Raw genomic sequence first — 17351 nt, 5'->3', positions numbered from 1 at the left:
CGGTGGGCGGGCGCCCGCGATGGCCAAGCTGGGTCCTCTGATTGAATCCCTGGGCAACACATCGCGCCAGGCGGACCGCGCGGCGCGCGAGGTGGGCGATCTGGCGCAGCAGGCGCGGCAGTCATTGGCGCGTCTGAATGCGCCGGATGGCCCGTTGACGGTGGCCACGCGCAGCTTGAACGAGATCGCGCTGGCCGCCGCGCGGCTGGACGGCGAAACCTTGCCCGCCGTCACCAACATGGCCGCCAACGTCAGCGCGGCCGCGCGCGGCGCGACCATCACCCTGCGCCGTGTGGACAGCACGCCGCAATCGTTCTTGTTCGGCCCGGCGCCCATCGCGCCGGGACCCGGCGAAGCCGGATTCGCGGGCTTCGGGAGACAGCCAAAATGAAAATGCGTCGCACCGTTTTGATCTTCACATTGACCGTTGCCACAACGCTGGCAGGTTGCGGCATCGGGCGCGTGGGGGCGCCGCCTTCCGTGTTCGATCTGGGCCTGGACACCAGGCCCGTGCCGACGTTGCCCGCGCGCGCCCCGATCGCCCTCAGCTTGCAGGCCGTGCCGGTGTTGTCGGACACCAGCGTGATCTGGCGGGTGGGCGACAGTGCCGCGCCCAAGGCCTACGCGACATACCGTTGGGCCTCGGCGCCGTCGGAACTGGTGCGCCAGCGCATCACGGACCGCTTGTCTCGCCAGGGGGCGGTGCTGGCCGATCGGGTCAATCTGCAGATGCCGCAGTTGCAGCTGTCGCTGATGCAGTTCGAGCAGGTGTACGCCGAAGACGGCCAGTCCAGCGAGGGCCGTATCCTGTTGCAGGCCGTGCTGGTCAATGGCCGCGCCGTGATGGACCAGAAGCGCATCCAGGTGCGAGTGCCTGCGGCCACGCAGGATGCCGCGGGCGGTGTGGCGGCATTGCGGCAGGCCACCGACGAGGCCGCCGACCAGCTGGCGCAATGGCTGGCCAGCGCCGCATCCGCTCCTGCCGCCACGTCCCGGCCGGCCGGTTAACATCATTCTCTTTTTCGCACGCTGAGTTTCGCCATGTCCGCACGTACTGATACCCACGCCTTCGCCGGGGCCGCCGGCCGCATCGACTGCGCCGTTGACTGGCCTGCCGGCACGCCGCGAGGCTGGGCGCTTGTCTTGCACCCGCACCCGCTGCAAGGCGGCGCGCGCGAGAACAAGGTCGTCACGACCCTGTCGCGCGCTTGCGTGCAGCATGGGTTGGTGGCGGTGCGCCCCAATTTCCGCGGCGTCGGCCTGTCGGAAGGCGCATTCGATAAATCGGTCGGCGAAACGCAGGACATGCTGGCCGTGGTGGCGCAGATGCGCGAGCTGCATCCGGAACTGGCCGAAGCGCCCTGGGTGTTGGCCGGATTTTCCTTTGGCACCGCGGTGGCCGCGCAGACCTATGCGGCGCTGGCCGAGGCGGGCGACACCGTGTTGCCGTCGGCGCTGATGCTGATGGGGCCAGCCGTGAACCGCTTCCAGTCACAGGAAGTGCAGGTCCCCGACGATACGTTGATGGTGCACGGCGAAGAAGACGAAGTGGTGCCGCTGTCTGAAGCCATGGACTGGGCGCGGCCGCGCTCGATTCCCGTGGTGGTGGTGCCGGGCGCATCGCATTTCTTCCATGGCAAGCTTCTGGTGCTGCGCCAATTGGTACAGGCGCGCCTGAAAGTCGCGCTGGATTGACCGATCGTTGCGGCGGGGTTGCATCAGGTTGCATGATTTAAATGCGTGCGGAACCCTGTGCGGGGCGGACCGGTCCAACGGGCTGCCTATAATTGTCAGCCATTAGCCCCGCGCCGGCGGGCGTCTCTCCTGGACCCACGTTGCCGATGAAGAATTTGCCTTACTCCGCTCAATCCCCCGTTGTCTTGACCCGCCGCCTGCTTTCCGGCGCGGTGCTGTCGGCGATGCTCGCGGCCTCGATGCCGGTCTGGGCGCAACAGGCGCCTGCCGCCGCGCCCGCTGCCGCAGGCGCGACGGCGCCGGCTCCGACGGCATCTGGCGCGGTGCCGGTGGGTGACGTGTCGGCCGTGCCGGCGCCCACCATCGCGGCCAAGGCGTGGATTGTCATCGACGTGAACAGCGGCCAGACGCTGGCTGCCTCCAACCCTGACATGAAGGTCGAGCCGGCGTCGCTGACCAAGATCATGACGGCCTACGTCGTGTTCAACGCGCTGGACGAAAAGCGCCTGACGCTGGAGCAGACCGTCCCCGTGTCCGAGCACGCGTGGCGCACGGGCGGCTCGCGCATGTTCATTGAACCGCGCAAGCCCGTCACGGTCGACGAACTGAATCAGGGCATGATCGTGCAGTCGGGCAATGATGCTTCCGTGGCGCTGGCCGAAGCCGTGGGCGGCAGCGAAGCCGCCTTTGCGTCGCTGATGAACCAGGAAGCGGAACGCCTGGGCATGAAAAGCACGCACTTCATGAATGCGACCGGCTTGCCCGATCCGCAGCACATGACGTCCACGCGCGACCTGGCCACCCTGTCGTCGCACCTGATCACCGATCACCCGGACTTCTTCCACTACTACAAGCAAAAGAGCTACACCTACAACAAGATCACGCAGCCCAACCGCAACCGCCTGCTGTGGGCGGATCCGTCGGTGGATGGCATGAAGACCGGCCACACCGATTCGGCCGGCTACTGCCTGGTCTCGACCGCGGTGCGCGGCGATCGGCGCATCCTGGTGGTCGTGGTGGGCACTGACAGCGAAGCCACGCGCGCCGAAGAAAGCCTGAAACTGCTGAACTGGAGCTTCCAGAACTTCGACACCGTGAAGCTGTTCGACAAGAGCCAGCCGGGCATCGATGCGCGCGTCTGGGAAGGCACGGCCGAAAACGTCAAGCTGGGTCCGCCCAAGCCGGTGGCGATTGCGGTGCCCCGCGGCAAGGCCGGCGACCTGAAGCCGGTGGCGCAACGCACGGATCCGCTCATCGCCCCGTTGGCCAAGGGCCAGCAGGTCGGCACGCTGCAATTCACGCTGGACGGCAAGGTGCTGCGCACTGAACCGCTGGTGGTGCAGGATGCCGTCGAACGCGCCGGCTTCTTCGGCCGCATGGTCGACACCGTCAAGCGCTGGTTCCAGTAAACGGACAAGCGCGCGCCATGGGCGCGGCCACGGGTGTAAGCTAGCAATGGGCGTTTCGTGCGCGAAACGCCCATTTTCCATATTGGGACGGACCGGGCGGTTCGTCCCTTACTTTTGAAAATTCAGGAGTGCCTCATGATTCCGGGCGTGCCGGGCGAAAGCCAGGTGTATCTCAATGGTGAGTTCCTGCGTGTGGACGAGGCCAAGGTCTCCGTTCTCGACCGCGGCTTTATTTTCGGCGACGGCATCTATGAAGTCGTCCCCGTGTACCGGGGCAAGGCGTTCCGCATGACGGAGCACCTGGATCGCCTGGATCGCAGCCTGGCCGCCTTGCGGATCGCGCAGCCGTTCGAACGCGAAGGCTGGGTCACTCTGGTCGAGCAGTTGCTGGCGCGCACGAACCTGGATACCTGCATCGTGTACCTGCAGGTGACGCGCGGCGTCGCCCGTCGCGATCACCAGTTTCCGGCCACGCCGGTCACGCCCACCGTGTTCGGCATGATTTCCGCGTGGGCACCGCCGCCGGCCGCGCAGCGCGCCCAGGGCTTGACGGCCATCAGCATTGCCGACGAACGCTGGCTGCACTGCGAGATCAAGTCCGTGTCCCTGTTGGGCAACGTGTTGGCCAAGCAGCAGGCCGTGGACGCCAACGCCGACGAGGTCGTGCAGTTCCGCGACGGCTACCTGACCGAGGGCTCATCCACCAACATCTGGGTGGTCTCGGGTGGCAAGTTGCTGGCGCCGCCAAAGAACAACCTGATCCTGGAAGGCATCCGCTATGGCCTGATGGGCGAACTGGCGGCCCAGGCGGGCATCCCGTTCGAGGCGCGCCGTATCACGCAGCAAGAAGTGGAATCCGCTGATGAATTGATGCTGTCGTCGGCCACGAAGGAAGTGCTGGCGATCGTTTCGCTGGACGGAAAACCGGTCGGGTCCGGCAAGCCCGGCCCTGTTTTCCAGCAATTACGCGCGGGTTATGATGCCCGCATCGCCGCGCTGTAAACCGTTGTTCCGGGCGGCCCTCGGGCCGCCCGGCAGCCGGCGGACACTTGCCAACGCCCCGTTTGCCCCCATATAAGAACATTCAGGGGCAACTACTACTCCAGGCAAATCATGCATATCCCGCCCGAAGACTCGCTTATCGAATACCCCAGTGACTTTCCCATCAAAGTCATGGGCAAGCACCACCCCGAATTCGCGCAGACGCTGACTGAAGTCGTATTGAAGTTCGACCCAGGCTTCGACGCCGCGACGGTCGAGATGCGTCCCAGCAAGGGCGGCAACTACATGGGCCTGACCTTCACCGTGCGCGCGACCTCGCGCGAACAGCTGGACAGCCTCTATCAGGCGCTGCACGGCCATCCGATGGTGTCCATCGTTCTGTAAGCAGGAATGCCGTGATCAAGTGGCTCGCGGGGCCGGCGGACTATCTGCCGGTCTGGCAGGAAATGCAGGCGTACACCAACCAGCGCGGCGCCGATACGCCTGACGAAATCTGGTTGTGCGAGCACGCGCCGGTTTATACATTGGGGCAGGCCGGCCTGCCCCAGCATGTGCTGAACCCGGGCAATATCCCCATCGTCCATTGCGACCGCGGCGGCCAAGTGACCTATCACGGGCCTGGCCAGGTAATGGCGTACGCGTTGTTCGACCTGCGCCGCATGGACATGTACGTGAAGGAATACGTCAACTTGCTGGAAGGCGCGGTCATCGACACGCTGACCCAGCACGGCATCGACGGCGCTTGCCGCAAGGCCGGCGCGCCGGGCGTGTATGTGCCGGACCCCGACGGCGGCGAACTGGCCAAGATCGCCGCGCTGGGCATCAAGATCCGCAACGGGCGCGCCTATCACGGGGTTTCGCTGAACGTGGCGATGGATCTGGCACCTTTCCTGGGCATCAATCCCTGTGGCTACGAAGGCCTGCGCACCGTCGATATGGCGGCCTGTGGCGTGCGGCGTGCGCCCGCTGGCGTGGGCGACGCGCTGGCGCAGAATCTGGCGGCCGCCTGGCGCCGCGCAAGGAACCCCGCATGAAGACCTACAGCGCCGCCGACGTTGCCGCGACGTCCCCCGAACAACTGGCGCGCTTGCGTGAAGGGCCGGCTGAAGACTATGCCGCCTGGATCCGGGCGGCCGCCGAAGTCGGGCTGGTCGAAGCACAGACCATCTACGGGCAGATGCTGCTGGACGGCGTGGGCGTCGACAGCCAGCCTGAAGAAGGCTTGGCGTGGTTCAAGCGGGCCGCCAACGCCGACCACCCGATGGCCATCAATATGGTGGGCCGCTGCTACGAGAACGGCTGGGGCGTGCCGCGCGACGACACGGTGGCGGCCTACTGGTTCCGGCTGGCCGCCGACCGTGGCCTGGACTGGGGCATGTACAACTATGCCCACATGCTGCGCAGCGGCCGGGGCGGCGTCACGCAGAACAAGGCCGCGGCGCTGGCGCTGTATCAGCAGGCGGCGCAGACCGGCCACGTGAAATCGATCGGCGTGGTCGGCCGCTTCTACGAAGCGGGCGATGTCGTGGCGCAAGACATGGCGCGCGCATTCGACTGCTACCAACGCTGCGCCGAAGGCGGCGATTTCCGGGGTATGTTCCATCTGGGCCGCCTGCTGCTGTTGCGTGGCCAGAAACAGGAAGCGGTGCAGTGGCTGGTCCGCGTCCCCGAGACGTCCACGCCGGCGTTCTTGAAGGAAGCCAACGTCATGCTTCAGGACTGCGGCTTTCCGGCGCTATACGAGATCTGACGGCGCGCGCGATCGCGGCGGCAGATCGCACCGCCGCGAAGGCGGGGGCGCGTCGTGGTGGCGGCGGAAATGCCTTCCTACGTGCTCAGACGGGTTTCGAAGACGGCTTCCAAGGTGTCGCCTTGGCCGGTGCCCTGGACGCCAGCCAGTCTATCCAGCAGCAATTGAGCCGCTCGCCTGCCCAGATCGGCGGCGTCCACGCCTAGCGTGGTCAGCCCTTGCGCCCATTGGGCCGCGCTGCCGTCGTCCGTGAACCCCAGCACTGCCAGGTCTTGCGGCACGTGAAGGTCGCGGTTGTGCGCTTCGGACACTGCCGCGGCGGCCAGCAGGTCCGACGTGCAGAACACCGCATCGAAGATCGTATTGGTGGCCAATAGCCGCAGGAAGGCCATGCGGCCATCATTCATCTGCTGCACCTCGGGCTGCACGATATCGGCGACCCGGTCCAGGCCCAGCGCGGCCGCCGCGCTGAGGAAGCCGTCGCGCCGCGCGCGTTCCCAGGGATTGTCGGCGCTGATGCAGGCCACCAGCGCATGGCGCTTTTCGGCCAGATGGCGGGCCGCCATGCGGCCGGCTTCTTCGTTGTCGATCACGACCGCGCTATCCAGCGGCCGGGTCGAGGCGCTCCAGGTTTCCACCACCGGTATTTCCAGCCCCGCCAGGCCGGCCCGCAGCGCAGGCTCGTCCAGGGGGCCGATGACCAGCGCCGCAGCCGGGCGCAGCACGGCCAACTGGGGCAGCATGGCGGCATCGTGCCAGGGGCCGGCGGCCAGGTAGTAGCCGGCGGGCGCCAGCCGTTCGGCGCAAGCCTGGATGGCGCGGCCGGCAGGTCCGGCATCCAGGCGGGGCGCGATGAGCGCGACGGGGCGCAGCATAGGCAGGGAAGACATGGAGAATTTCAGGGGATTCGTCAGGCGTGACGATAACCCAGTCGGACGGCCGTCGCCCCGGGGCAGGCGTCCGTCCGGGGCGGATCCTGGCGCGGGGGGGTAAAATGCCTCTTTTGTCTCAGACCGGGCCGTCCTGCGCACCGGTTTCGAAGGTGTCCAATGTCTACGCTTGCCGAGTCTCCTGTCCCCTCGAACGAATCCGCCGCCGCGCCTGCGGACTCGGCCTACGATCCGACGCAAAAGCAGAAATCGCAGGCTAAGACGGCACGCATTCCGATCAAGATCGTCCCGGCAGAACGCCTGAAGAAGCCCGAGTGGATTCGCGTGAAGGCCGCCGCGCCCGGTTCGCGCTTCTACGACATCAAGCGCATCCTGCGGGAGCACAATCTGCACACCGTGTGCGAAGAAGCCTCGTGCCCGAACATCGGCGAGTGCTTCGGCAAGGGCACGGCCACGTTCATGATCATGGGCGACAAGTGCACGCGCCGCTGCCCGTTCTGTGACGTGGGCCACGGGCGCCCCGATCCGCTGGACACCAAGGAACCCGAGAACCTGGCGCGCACCATCGCCGCGTTGAAGCTGTCTTACGTCGTGATCACGTCCGTCGATCGCGACGATCTGCGCGACGGCGGCGCCGCCCATTTCGTGGATTGCATTACGCACATCCGCGAACTGTCGCCCACCACCCGCATCGAGGTGCTGGTGCCCGACTTCCGCGGCCGCCTGGACCGCGCGCTGGCCATCCTGAACGCCGGTCCTCCGGACGTCATGAACCACAACCTGGAAACCGTGCCGCGTCTGTACAAGCAGGCCCGTCCGGGTTCGGATTACATGCACTCGCTCAAGCTGCTGGCCGAGTTCAAGAAGTTGCACCCCGAAGTGCCCACCAAGTCGGGTCTGATGCTGGGCCTGGGCGAGACGGACGAAGAAATCCTGCAAGTGATGCGCGACATGCGCGAGCACAATGTGGATATGTTGACGATCGGCCAGTATCTGCAGCCGTCGGAACATCACTTGCCCGTGTTGCGGTATGTGCACCCGGACACGTTCGCCATGTTCGAACGTGAAGCGTATGCAATGGGGTTTTCACATGCGGCGGTGGGTGCGATGGTGCGTTCGTCCTACCACGCGGACGAGCAGGCGCACGCCGCTGGCGTGAACTGAATCAGCCGGTTTCGGCATCCCTGAAGGACGCGCCGTTGCTGTCCTTCGGGGACAGCAGCGGCTTTATGCCGCCCGGCCACGCGATAGCCAGGACGGGATCGTCCCAGCGGATGCAGCGCTCATGCTGCGGTGCGTAATAGTCGGTGGCCTTGTACAGGACGTCGGCGAAATCCGACAGCGTCAGAAAGCCGTGGGCGAAGCCTTCCGGAATCCACATCTGGCGCTTGTTTTCCGCCGAGAGCACGGCGCCGACCCACTGCCCGAACGTGGGTGATGCGCGCCGCACGTCGACCGCGACGTCGAAGATTTCCCCTGCACAGACGCGCACCAGTTTGCCCTGGGGCTGCGCCACCTGGTAGTGGAGACCGCGCAGAACGCCTTTGGCCGAACGGGAATGGTTGTCCTGCACGAAACCGCGCGTCACGCCGGTCGCGGTTTTGAAAGCCTCCTGATTAAAGCTCTCGAAGAAGAAGCCGCGCTCGTCGTCGAAGACGCGCGGCTCCAGGATCAACACGTCGGGAATCGCCTGCGCAAACGCTTTCATCAGAACACCTTGTCGACCAGGACACGCATCAGATATTGGCCGTAGCCGCTCTTGGACAGGGGCGCGGCCAATTTCGCCAGGGCCTCGGCGGTGATCCACCGTTGGCGGAAGGCGATCTCTTCGGGGCAGGCGACCTTCAGGCCCTGACGGTGCTCCAACGTGGCGATGAACTGGCTGGCTTCGAGCAACGATTCGTGGGTGCCGGTGTCGAGCCAGGCGAAGCCCCGGCCCATGATTTCCACGGCCAGCTTGCCTTCTTGCAAGTAGTGGCGGTTGACGTCGGTGATCTCAAGCTCGCCGCGCGCCGATGGCCGGATGCCGCGGGCGATGTCGACCACGTCGTTGTCGTAGAAGTACAGGCCGGTGACGGCATAGTTGGATCGGGGATGAGCCGGCTTTTCCTCGATGGACAGCACGCTGCCGTCGCGGTTGAATTCGGCCACGCCATAGCGTTCCGGGTCCTGCACGTGGTAGCAGAACACCGTGGCGCCGTTCGTTCGTCCGTTGGCGCTTTGCAGCAGCCTGGGCAGCTCGTGACCGTAGAAGATGTTGTCACCCAACACCAGCGCGCAGGAGTCTTGGCCGATGAACGGCGCGCCGATCAGGAAAGCCTGCGCCAGCCCGTCGGGTGAAGGCTGGACTGCGTAGCTGAGGCTCAGACCCCACTGCGATCCATCGCCCAGCAACTGCTGGAATCGTGGTGTGTCTTGCGGCGTCGAGATGACGAGAATGTCGCGGATGCCCGCCAGCATCAAGGTCGTGAGCGGGTAGTAGACCATCGGCTTGTCGAAGACCGGCAATAGCTGCTTGCTGACGGCAAGCGTCGCCGGGTGCAGTCGTTCGCCGGCGCCGCCGGCCAGCACTATGCCTTTGCGCATCATGTGAATTCCCCGCGCGCGGAAAGTTGATCCAGGAAGCGGTCCATGCCTTCCGTCCAGGAGGGCAGGCGCAGCCCCAGCGCGTCGGATAGCCGCGTCGTGTCCAATCTTGAATTGTGCGGGCGTTTGGCCGCGGCTGGGTAGTCTTTCGATGCGATGGGGCAGATCCGGTCTGGCGTCAGCGCCAAGGCCGCGCCTCTGGCGGCCGCGCCGGCAACCACGTATCGCGCCAAAGCATGCCAGTTGGTGGCGCCGCTGGCGGCCAGATGGTAGATGCCGCCCGGCAGCGGGTGCTGGCGGTGGCGGACGATGGCCCGCGCGGTAACGTCCGCGATCAGCGCGGCCGGGGTCGGCGCACCGATCTGGTCCGCCACGACATCCAGGCTGTTCCGGGTTCGCGCCAGGCGCAGGATGGTCGCAGGGAAGTTCTTCCCGTGCGGCGCGTAGGCCCAGCTGCAACGGAACACCAGCGCATCGCAGCCGCTCGCCAGGATCGCGGATTCCCCTGCGAGCTTGGTTGCGCCATAGACATTCAGTGGATGGGGCGCATCGGTTTCCGTGTAGGGCTGGCTCTTGTTGCCATCAAAAACATAGTCGGTGGAATAGTGCACCAGCAGCGCGCGCGCGTCCTTCGCATACGCTGCCAGCGTGGCCACCGCTTGCGTATTGATCTGGGCGGCCGCGTTTTGGTCGGTTTCGGCCTGATCGACGGCGGTATAGGCTGCCGCATTGATGATGATGTCGGGCCGGTGCGCAGCCACGGTGCGCAACAGGGCATCCTGGTCACGCAGATCGCTATCGCCTCGACCGAGCGCGACGAGTTGCCCCAAGGGGGGCAACGTATGCCGCAATTCCTGGCCAACCTGGCCCGCTTTGCCAAGCAGAAGGATCTTCACGCGATCTCCGCTATACCGGGTATTGGAAGCGATAGGCCCCGCTGGCGACGTTCGCCACCCACTGCGCCTCGTCCAGGTACCACTGCACCGTCTTGCGGATGCCGGACTCGAAGGTCTCGTTGGGCATCCACCCCAAGTCGCGCTGCAACCGCGTTGCGTCCACGGCATAGCGGCGGTCATGGCCGGCGCGGTCCGGCACGTGGATGATCTGCGTCGCGTATGACTGGCCATCGGCCCGCGGCCGGCACTCGTCCAGCAGCGTGCATAGGCCGCGCACCAGCTCCAGGTTGGTCTTTTCGTTCCAGCCGCCCACGTTGTAGGTGGCGCCCGGCGCGCCAGCTTCCAGCATTCTGCGGATTGCATCGCAATGGTCGGCCACATACAGCCAATCCCGCCGTTGCAGGCCGTCGCCGTAGATCGGCAGCGGCTTGCCGGCAAACGCGTTGTGGATAACCAGCGGGATCAGTTTTTCCGGAAATTGCCGTGGCCCGTAGTTGTTGGAGCAATTCGACGTCAGCACCGGCAGGCCGTAGGTCTGGTGGTAGGCGCGCACCAAATGGTCGCTGGCGGCCTTGCTGGCGGAATAGGGGCTATTCGGCGCGTAGCACGTCAGTTCGGTGAACGGCGAGCCGTCGTCGTCCAGCGAGCCATAGACTTCATCGGTCGAGACATGCAGGAAGCGGAAGCCGGACTTGTCGCCGGGGTCTAGCGCCGTCCAGTAGGCGCGCACCGCCTCCAGCAAGTGGAAGGTGCCCATCACATTGGCCTGCAGGAAGGCGCCCGGGTCGGCGATGGAGCGGTCGACGTGGGTCTCGGCCGCGAAATTGAGCACGGCGCGCGGGCGGTGCGATTGCAGCAGGGCCAGTACCGCCGCCTGGTCGGCGATGTCGCCGTGGACGAAGGTGTGCCGGGGGTCTTGCGCCAGCGGCGCAAGATTGTCCAGGTTGCCCGCGTAGGTCAGCTTGTCCAGCGTGACGACTGGCTCGTCGCTGCGGGCAAGCCAGTCCAGCACGAAGTTGGATCCGATGAAGCCGGCGCCGCCGGTGACGATAATGCTCATGTGCTTGGAAACCTCAGGACCCGAGGGCGTCCGGCGTAATCCGGCCGCGCCTTATCGGCGCGCCTGGGCGCCTGCCCAGAACGTGTCTTTCTGCCCCGCATCCTGATTTATACAACGCGCCAGCACGAACATCAGGTCGGACAGGCGGTTCAGGTACTGCCGGACTGGCGGGTTTACCGTCTCCGTCTTGGCCAGCGCCACCACCGCGCGTTCCGCCCGCCGGCATACGGTGCGCGCCACGTGCGCCTGGGCCGCGGCCCGGGTGCCGCCGGGCAGGATGAATTCGCGCAAGGGGGCCAACATCGCGTTGTAGTGGGCCAACCGCGCGTCCAGGCGGGCGATCTGCGTCTCCGTGACCGCTGCGTGACCGGGGATGCAGAGTTCCGCGCCCATATCGAACAGGTCATGCTGAATTGCCATCAGGTCCAGCGATACCTCGGGCGGCAGGGGTTCGGTCAGCAGCAGGCCGATGACGCTATTGAGCTCGTCGACATCGCCCAGTGCTGCGATGCGCGGGGCGTCCTTGGGGCTGCGTGATCCGTCCCCGAGCCCGGTGGTGCCGTCATCTCCCGTACGGGTGGCAATGACGGATAAGCGGTTGGCCATGGGGAAGACGTCCTGAATCTGGAAATGGGAAGGGGATTGCGTCCGGCGGTAAGCGGCCGCCCGGGCGGGCGGCCCATTCGCAATCAACTGTCAGGATTGTTGCGTCATGCCGCCGGAACTGTTTCATAACGGCGGTATCCTAGCATTGTGGAAAGCAAGCAGGGCCAGGCCCTGGCTTTCGCTGTCAATGGAGGACGCCTGTATGGCTTTTGACCGCAAATACGCAATGCCCATGGCCATCGCCACCGCGATGGCCGTCGTTACCCTGGCTACGCCGTTGGCGTTCGCTCAAACGGCGGATGCCAGCGGTGAAGTTCGCCGGGTGGACCCGGCCGCGGGCAAGGTCACGATCAAGCACGACGAGATCAAGGCGCTGGACCTGCCGGCCATGACGCTGGTCTACGAGGCGGACCCGCCGGCGCTGCTGGCCAAGATCAAGGCGGGCGACAAAGTCCGCTTCACGGCCACCCGCAAGGATGGCAAGTATGTCGTGACGGCGATCGCCAACTGACCCCCAATGGAAAACGCCGTTTACCCCAAACCAGGGGTAAACGGCGTCAGGCAGCGGGCGTGTGACGCGCGCCGCTTGCCTTACAGCACGTAGCGTGCCAGGTCCTGGCTGCTGGCGGCTTCCGCCAACTGCGAGTTGACGTAGGCGGCGTCGATTTTCACGTGCTTGTCCTGGCTGGACGTGGCGTCGAACGACAGTTCGTCCAACAGCTTTTCCATCACCGTGTACAAGCGGCGCGCCCCGATGTTTTCGGTGGTTTCGTTTACGTCGTAGGCCAGTTCGGCCAGGCGGCGCACGCCTTCATCCGTGAACTCCAGTTGCACGTCTTCGGTGGCCATCAGCGCGGTGTACTGCTTGGTCAGCGAGGCGTCCGTGTCGGACAGGATGCGCACAAAGTCCTCGGCGGTCAGCGATTCCAGTTCCACGCGGATCGGGAAACGGCCTTGCAACTCGGGGATCAGGTCCGACGGGCGAGCCAGGTGGAACGCGCCCGACGCGATGAACAGGATGTGATCGGTGCGGACCATGCCGTAGCGCGTGTTGACGGTGGTGCCTTCAACCAGCGGCAGCAGGTCGCGCTGCACGCCCTGGCGCGACACGTCGGCGCCGCCGGATTCCTGGCGGGCGGCGATCTTGTCGATTTCGTCCAGGAAGACGATGCCATTCTGCTCGACATTGTTGATGGCCACGGTGCGCAGGTCTTCTTCATTGACCCGCTTGGCGGCTTCCTCGTCGACGATCAGCTTGAAGGCTTCACGCACCTTCATCTTCTTGGGTTTTTTCTTGTCGCGGGCCATGCCGGCGAACATGCCGCGCAGCTGCTCGGCCATTTCTTCCATGCCGGGGGGCGTCATGACGTCCATCTGCGGCGCGGCCTGGGCGACTTCGATCTCGATCTCAAGATCGTCGATCTTGCCTTCGCGCAGGCGCTTCCTGAAGGTTTGGCGGGCGCTGTTGTCTTCGCCGCGGTCAGGTTCGCCGGATGCGCCGCGGGCCGGCGGCACCAGGGCGTCCAGGATGCGATCTTCGGCGGCGTCTTCGGCCTGGGTACGCACGCGGCGCATTTCCAGTTCGCGCGTCTGCTTGATCGAGTATTCGGTCAGGTCGCGGATGATGGTGTCGACGTCGCGGCCCACGTAGCCCACTTCCGTGAACTTGGTGGCTTCGATCTTGATGAAGGGCGCGTTGGCCAGCTTGGCCAGGCGGCGGGCGATCTCGGTCTTGCCCACGCCGGTGGGGCCGATCATCAGGATGTTCTTGGGGTGGATTTCATGGCGCAGGGGTTCAGCGACCTGCTGGCGGCGCCAGCGGTTGCGCAGGGCGACCGCCACCGCGCGCTTGGCGCGATTCTGGCCGACGATGTATTTGTCGAGTTCGGAGACGATCTCTCCGGGCGTCATGTTGGATGCGGACATGAGGGCGAATCCTTGGAGCTTGAGGCGGGCTGGGGAAGCGGCTACGGCGCGGGGATCACCCCATGCGCCGCGTGGCGGGCGTCAGTCGCCCAGCGTTTCGATGACGTGGTTCTGGTTGGTGTAGATGCAGAGGTCGCCGGCGATTTCCAGCGATTGCTTGACGACGGCCTCGGGTGACAACTCAGTGTTGCGCAGCAGGGCAAGCGCCGCTGATTGCGCATAGGCGCCGCCGGAGCCGATGGCCGCCAGGCCATGTTCGGGTTCAAGCACGTCGCCGTTGCCGGTCAGCACCAGCGTGTGCTCGGTGTCGGCCACGATAAGCATGGCTTCCAGCCGGCGCAGGACGCGGTCGGTGCGCCAGTCGCGAGTCAGTTCGACCGCGGCGCGCATCAGATTGCCCTGGTGTTTTTCCAGCTTGGCTTCGAAGCGTTCCTGCAACGTGAACGCGTCGGCGGTGGCGCCGGCGAAACCGGCCAGGATCTTGTCGTGGTACAGGCGGCGGATCTTGCGGGCCGTGCCCTTGACGACGATGTTGCCCAGGGTGACCTGGCCATCGCCGCCGAGCGCGACGCGGTTACCGCGGCGCACACACACGATGGTGGTGGCGTGAAATTGTTCCATGCGTTCCTTCCTTTGAAAGGACTAGCTGGGGGCGGTTCCAGGGAAATCAAGCGCGGTGTGCAACGGCCAATAAAAAAGGCCATGCTGGTAACCAGCATAGCCTTTCAGGGCATGGCATGAAAACGTGACGGATCAGTCGCCGTACAGCTTCTGGCGCATTTCACGGCGCTCCTGGGCTTCCAGCGACAGGGTGGCCGTGGGGCGGGCCAACAGGCGGGGTACGCCGATCGGTTCGCCGGTTTCTTCACACCAGCCATATTCGCCGCTGTCGATGCGGGCGATGGACTGTTGCACCTTTTTCAGCAGCTTGCGCTCGCGGTCGCGGGTGCGCAGCTCCAGGGCGTGTTCTTCCTCGATGGTGGCGCGGTCGGCGGGATCGGGCACGAACTGCGTTTCGCGCAGGTGCTCGGTGGTCTCGCCGGCGTTGGCCAGGATGTCCTGTTCGAGTTGTTTGAGCCGTTCCTTGAAGAAAGCCAGCTGGCGTTCGTTCATATAGTCGGACTCGGGCATGGCCAGCAATTCCTTCTCGCTGGGCAGATCAATCGCCGTATCGCTCGTCGACTTACTTGATTTTTTGGTTGCTGCCTTGGTAGCCATGAAAACACTCCACTATGAATCGATCCTGGCGCGGGCGTCCTTTCCCGGTCCGTGTTGCTTGCTGCTTACGCTATTCGTACCTCACAGTACTGCCTTCGTCGCATTGCGTCACGTCAGGAAGGGGGATTACCCCGCCAGGCACTGCTCCAAGCCCCGGGTGAAAATCTCCTGGGGCAGCTTACGTCCAATGAACACCATCTTGGTGGACGGTTTTTCGGCCGCGGTCCACGGCTTGCCGGGTTCGGCGCCCATCATCATGTGCACACCCTGGAACAACATGCGGCGGTTGATGCCCTTCATGTACAGGATGCCCTTGTAACGCATCAGGTCGGGACCATAGACCTGCACCACGCCGCCCAGGAATTCCTCAAGACGCGCGGGATCGAACGGCTTGTTGGAACGGAACACGAACGCGCCGATTTCGTCGTCGTGCTGGTGGTGGTGATGATGGTGGGCATGATCGCAATGCGCCCCGCAATCGCCTTCGTGGTCATGATCGTGGTCATGGCCGTGATCGTGCCCGTGGTCATGCCCATGATCGTGGGCGTGGCTGTGGGCGGCGTCGGGGTGTTCATCGGCCAGGAATTCAGGGTCGATGTCCAGAATGGAATTCAGGTTGAAGCCACTGATGTCGATGATGGACTTCAGGTCGACTTCGCCGAAGTTGACCGGCGTGATCGGCGCGCGCGGGTTCATGTGAACCAGGCGGTGGCGCAGCGCTTCGTAGTCGGCTTCGTTGACCAGGTCCCGCTTCGAAATCAGGATGCGGTCGGCGAAACCGACCTGCTTCTGGGCTTCGGGTTGCGCGTCCAGCGTGGCCATGCCGTGCTTGGCATCGACCACGGTCACCACCGCGTCCAGGCGATAGTATTCGGCGATGTCGTCATCCATGAAGAACGTCTGGCAGACGGGGCCGGGGTTGGCCATGCCGGTGGTTTCAAGGATGACGCGTTCGAAAGTCAGTTCGCCGGCTTCGCGCTTGACGCGCAGCTCGGACAGCGTGCGCATCAGGTCGCCACGGACCGTGCAGCAGACGCAGCCGTTGGACAGTTCGATGATCTCTTCATCGCTGTCTTGCACGAGCAGGTCGTTGTCGATGCTTTCCGGTCCGAATTCGTTTTCGATGACCGCAACGCGGCGGCCGTGGAATTCGGTCAGGATGCGTTTGAGCAGGGTGGTCTTGCCTGCACCGAGAAAGCCGGTGAGGATGGTGACGGGAACCATTTTGTCCAAACTGCGCGGGGTGTTCATGGCGAAGCTGCTAGCGTGAGGTCAAGGCTGAAGTCTAGGCATTCAACACACGGCCTGGCAGGGGATTTCCCCGTGCAGGATGAGGTTTGCCACAGGCTGCGAAGGCCGCCAATAGCGGCCGGACGCAGGATTACAGCACAGTCGGGGGCAGGGGGCAAACCCCGGGTCAACCCAGGGGCTGAAGCCGTCCGGATCGCGGCTGTACGCCGTGAAGTATCCGGCGATATCACTATTTTGGGGCGGTTTTCCGAATTTCAAGGGCGGTTGCGCCCCGATGCGGGAGGAGCGGCGAGCCCGCCCGGTCATGCCGGGCAGGGCCGCGGGCGGGCGCCGTCGGCGGCTTCACCGATGCCCGGCCGTGACGCCTAGTGGTGATGGTGGTGATGACCCGCCTCGGCGGGCTGCTTCTGCTGGCACTGGGGACACAACGCCCGGATTTCGGTCTCGTGGGTGGCCAGCGCATAGCCCGTTTGGGCGACGCGTTCGGCTAACTGCCGGCTCATCGCCGGGTCGGACACTTCGGCCACCGCGCCGCAACCGGTGCAGACCACCAGCAGGTCGTGGGGCGCGCCGCCCGCGTCATGACAGGCGCTCCAGGCGTTGACGGCGTCCAGTCGGTGGATCAGGCCTTCGTCCATCAGGAAGTCCAGCGCGCGGTACACGGTGGGGGGCGCGGCGCCGGGATGCACTTCGCGCATGGCGTCCAGCAGTTCGTAGGCCTTCAAGCTGCGGCCGTGACGCAGCAACAGTTCCAGCACCTTGCGACGGATGGGCGTGAGGCGGCGTCCGCGCTGCTCGCACAGCGTTTCGGCGACGCTGAGCTGGGCGCCGACGGTGTCGCTGCGGGGGGATCGGGGCGGAGCGGGCATGGCGGGCTTTACCTGAATGGGAAACGCGCGCGACGCGCGCGAGATGCCTGGAAGGTAGCAGAAAACACCAATATGCGGGCGGCCAGGGCGGATTCAAGCCTGATTGGTTATGATATAACATAATGAAATCTCGCTTCGCCGCCCTTCCGCCGTCTTTGACCGTCTGCTTTCCCATGTCTCATTTCTCGCTTCT

20 protein-coding genes and 1 pseudogene are annotated in these 17351 nt (G+C 65.0%); 10 read left to right on the top strand and 11 right to left on the bottom strand.

The genetic code is table 11. From position 1 onward, the window contains the following. The 8 genes and pseudogenes from ACE039_RS07315 to ACE039_RS07280 form a co-directional block, all read left to right on the top strand. Positions 1 to 391: pseudogene (locus ACE039_RS07315) on the top strand (MlaD family protein); the annotation flags it as partial. Then, a complete protein-coding gene (locus tag ACE039_RS07310; RefSeq protein ID WP_448711533.1) occupies positions 388 to 1008 on the top strand; it encodes an ABC-type transport auxiliary lipoprotein family protein in 621 nt (206 codons plus the stop codon). The pseudogene ACE039_RS07315 and the gene ACE039_RS07310, both read left to right, overlap by 4 nt. Positions 1009 to 1041: 33 nt before the next feature. After that, positions 1042 to 1695 carry an alpha/beta hydrolase gene (locus ACE039_RS07305; RefSeq protein ID WP_310035104.1) on the top strand — a complete coding sequence of 218 codons (654 nt, stop codon included), beginning with the start codon at positions 1042 to 1044 and terminating at the stop codon, positions 1693 to 1695. 146 nt (positions 1696 to 1841) lie between these two features. Next, on the top strand, positions 1842 to 3104 hold the full coding sequence (locus ACE039_RS07300) for a D-alanyl-D-alanine carboxypeptidase family protein (protein ID WP_105555794.1): 1263 nt from the start codon (positions 1842 to 1844) through the stop codon (positions 3102 to 3104). Between the two features lie 135 nt (positions 3105 to 3239). Continuing rightward, positions 3240 to 4106 (top strand): D-amino acid aminotransferase, encoded by an 867-nt coding sequence (locus ACE039_RS07295; RefSeq protein WP_485822010.1) that lies wholly within the window; start codon positions 3240 to 3242, stop codon positions 4104 to 4106. A 111-nt stretch (positions 4107 to 4217) separates the two neighbouring features. Continuing rightward, the gene (locus tag ACE039_RS07290) at positions 4218 to 4490 is read left to right on the top strand and encodes a YbeD family protein (protein ID WP_105555796.1); all 273 of its coding nucleotides are present in this window, start codon (positions 4218 to 4220) and stop codon (positions 4488 to 4490) included. An 11-nt stretch (positions 4491 to 4501) separates the two neighbouring features. Beyond that, the gene (gene lipB / locus ACE039_RS07285; RefSeq protein ID WP_485822009.1) at positions 4502 to 5140 is read left to right on the top strand and encodes a lipoyl(octanoyl) transferase LipB; all 639 of its coding nucleotides are present in this window, start codon (positions 4502 to 4504) and stop codon (positions 5138 to 5140) included. Beyond that, positions 5137 to 5856 (top strand): tetratricopeptide repeat protein, encoded by a 720-nt coding sequence (locus tag ACE039_RS07280; protein ID WP_485822008.1) that lies wholly within the window; start codon positions 5137 to 5139, stop codon positions 5854 to 5856. Before lipB ends, ACE039_RS07280 begins: the two co-directional genes overlap by 4 nt. Positions 5857 to 5933: 77 nt before the next feature. Here the strand turns inward: ACE039_RS07280 and ACE039_RS07275 are convergent, their stop codons facing one another. Further along, a complete protein-coding gene (locus ACE039_RS07275) occupies positions 5934 to 6746 on the bottom strand; it encodes a substrate-binding domain-containing protein (RefSeq protein WP_105555799.1) in 813 nt (270 codons plus the stop codon). Between the two features lie 159 nt (positions 6747 to 6905). Between ACE039_RS07275 and lipA the strand changes: the two genes are divergently transcribed. Beyond that, on the top strand, positions 6906 to 7910 hold the full coding sequence (lipA, locus tag ACE039_RS07270; RefSeq protein WP_313462663.1) for a lipoyl synthase: 1005 nt from the start codon (positions 6906 to 6908) through the stop codon (positions 7908 to 7910). A gap of 1 nt (position 7911) precedes the next feature. On the opposite strand, the gene rfbC is transcribed toward lipA, so the two are convergent. Genes rfbC through ACE039_RS07245 form a run of 5 tightly spaced genes read right to left on the bottom strand, consistent with a single transcriptional unit; the run spans position 7912 to position 11894 of the window. Continuing rightward, positions 7912 to 8454, bottom strand: a complete 543-nt coding sequence (rfbC, locus tag ACE039_RS07265) for a dTDP-4-dehydrorhamnose 3,5-epimerase (protein ID WP_448708680.1) — start codon at positions 8452 to 8454, stop codon at positions 7912 to 7914. Next, the gene (gene rfbA / locus ACE039_RS07260) at positions 8454 to 9335 is read right to left on the bottom strand and encodes a glucose-1-phosphate thymidylyltransferase RfbA (protein WP_485822007.1); all 882 of its coding nucleotides are present in this window, start codon (positions 9333 to 9335) and stop codon (positions 8454 to 8456) included. Before rfbA ends, rfbC begins: the two co-directional genes overlap by 1 nt. Beyond that, positions 9332 to 10228, bottom strand: a complete 897-nt coding sequence (gene rfbD / locus ACE039_RS07255; protein ID WP_485822006.1) for a dTDP-4-dehydrorhamnose reductase — start codon at positions 10226 to 10228, stop codon at positions 9332 to 9334. The genes rfbA and rfbD overlap by 4 nt, the downstream gene beginning before the upstream one ends. A gap of 10 nt (positions 10229 to 10238) precedes the next feature. Then, complete coding sequence (gene rfbB, locus ACE039_RS07250) at positions 10239 to 11288, bottom strand: dTDP-glucose 4,6-dehydratase (RefSeq protein WP_485822005.1); 1050 nt, start codon at positions 11286 to 11288, stop codon at positions 10239 to 10241. Between the two features lie 51 nt (positions 11289 to 11339). Next, entirely contained in the window at positions 11340 to 11894 is a 555-nt protein-coding gene (locus ACE039_RS07245; RefSeq protein ID WP_448708684.1) for a cob(I)yrinic acid a,c-diamide adenosyltransferase, read from the bottom strand. A 202-nt stretch (positions 11895 to 12096) separates the two neighbouring features. Here ACE039_RS07245 and ACE039_RS07240 point away from each other — a divergent pair, with 202 nt between their 5' ends. Next, positions 12097 to 12405 carry a copper-binding protein gene (locus ACE039_RS07240; protein WP_313464353.1) on the top strand — a complete coding sequence of 103 codons (309 nt, stop codon included), beginning with the start codon at positions 12097 to 12099 and terminating at the stop codon, positions 12403 to 12405. Positions 12406 to 12485: 80 nt separating this feature from the next. Here ACE039_RS07240 and hslU read toward each other — a convergent pair whose 3' ends face one another. The 5 genes from hslU to ACE039_RS07215 all read right to left on the bottom strand — a co-directional run bounded on the left by hslU (position 12486) and on the right by ACE039_RS07215 (position 17158). Then, the gene (gene hslU / locus ACE039_RS07235) at positions 12486 to 13820 is read right to left on the bottom strand and encodes an ATP-dependent protease ATPase subunit HslU (RefSeq protein WP_313464356.1); all 1335 of its coding nucleotides are present in this window, start codon (positions 13818 to 13820) and stop codon (positions 12486 to 12488) included. An 81-nt stretch (positions 13821 to 13901) separates the two neighbouring features. Then, positions 13902 to 14441, bottom strand: coding sequence for an ATP-dependent protease subunit HslV (hslV, locus tag ACE039_RS07230; protein WP_006216412.1), 540 nt, complete (start codon positions 14439 to 14441; stop codon positions 13902 to 13904). Positions 14442 to 14573: 132 nt separating this feature from the next. After that, positions 14574 to 15038, bottom strand: a complete 465-nt coding sequence (dksA, locus tag ACE039_RS07225) for an RNA polymerase-binding protein DksA (protein ID WP_006216410.1) — start codon at positions 15036 to 15038, stop codon at positions 14574 to 14576. Positions 15039 to 15164: 126 nt separating this feature from the next. After that, the gene (locus ACE039_RS07220; RefSeq protein WP_448708751.1) at positions 15165 to 16289 is read right to left on the bottom strand and encodes a CobW family GTP-binding protein; all 1125 of its coding nucleotides are present in this window, start codon (positions 16287 to 16289) and stop codon (positions 15165 to 15167) included. 365 nt (positions 16290 to 16654) lie between these two features. Further along, entirely contained in the window at positions 16655 to 17158 is a 504-nt protein-coding gene (locus ACE039_RS07215; RefSeq protein ID WP_105555819.1) for a Fur family transcriptional regulator, read from the bottom strand. Between the last annotated feature and the right edge of the window lie 193 nt (positions 17159 to 17351).

Source organism: Achromobacter maghribensis (assembly GCF_057334215.1).
This window is presented reverse-complemented; position numbering and strand designations above follow the sequence as displayed.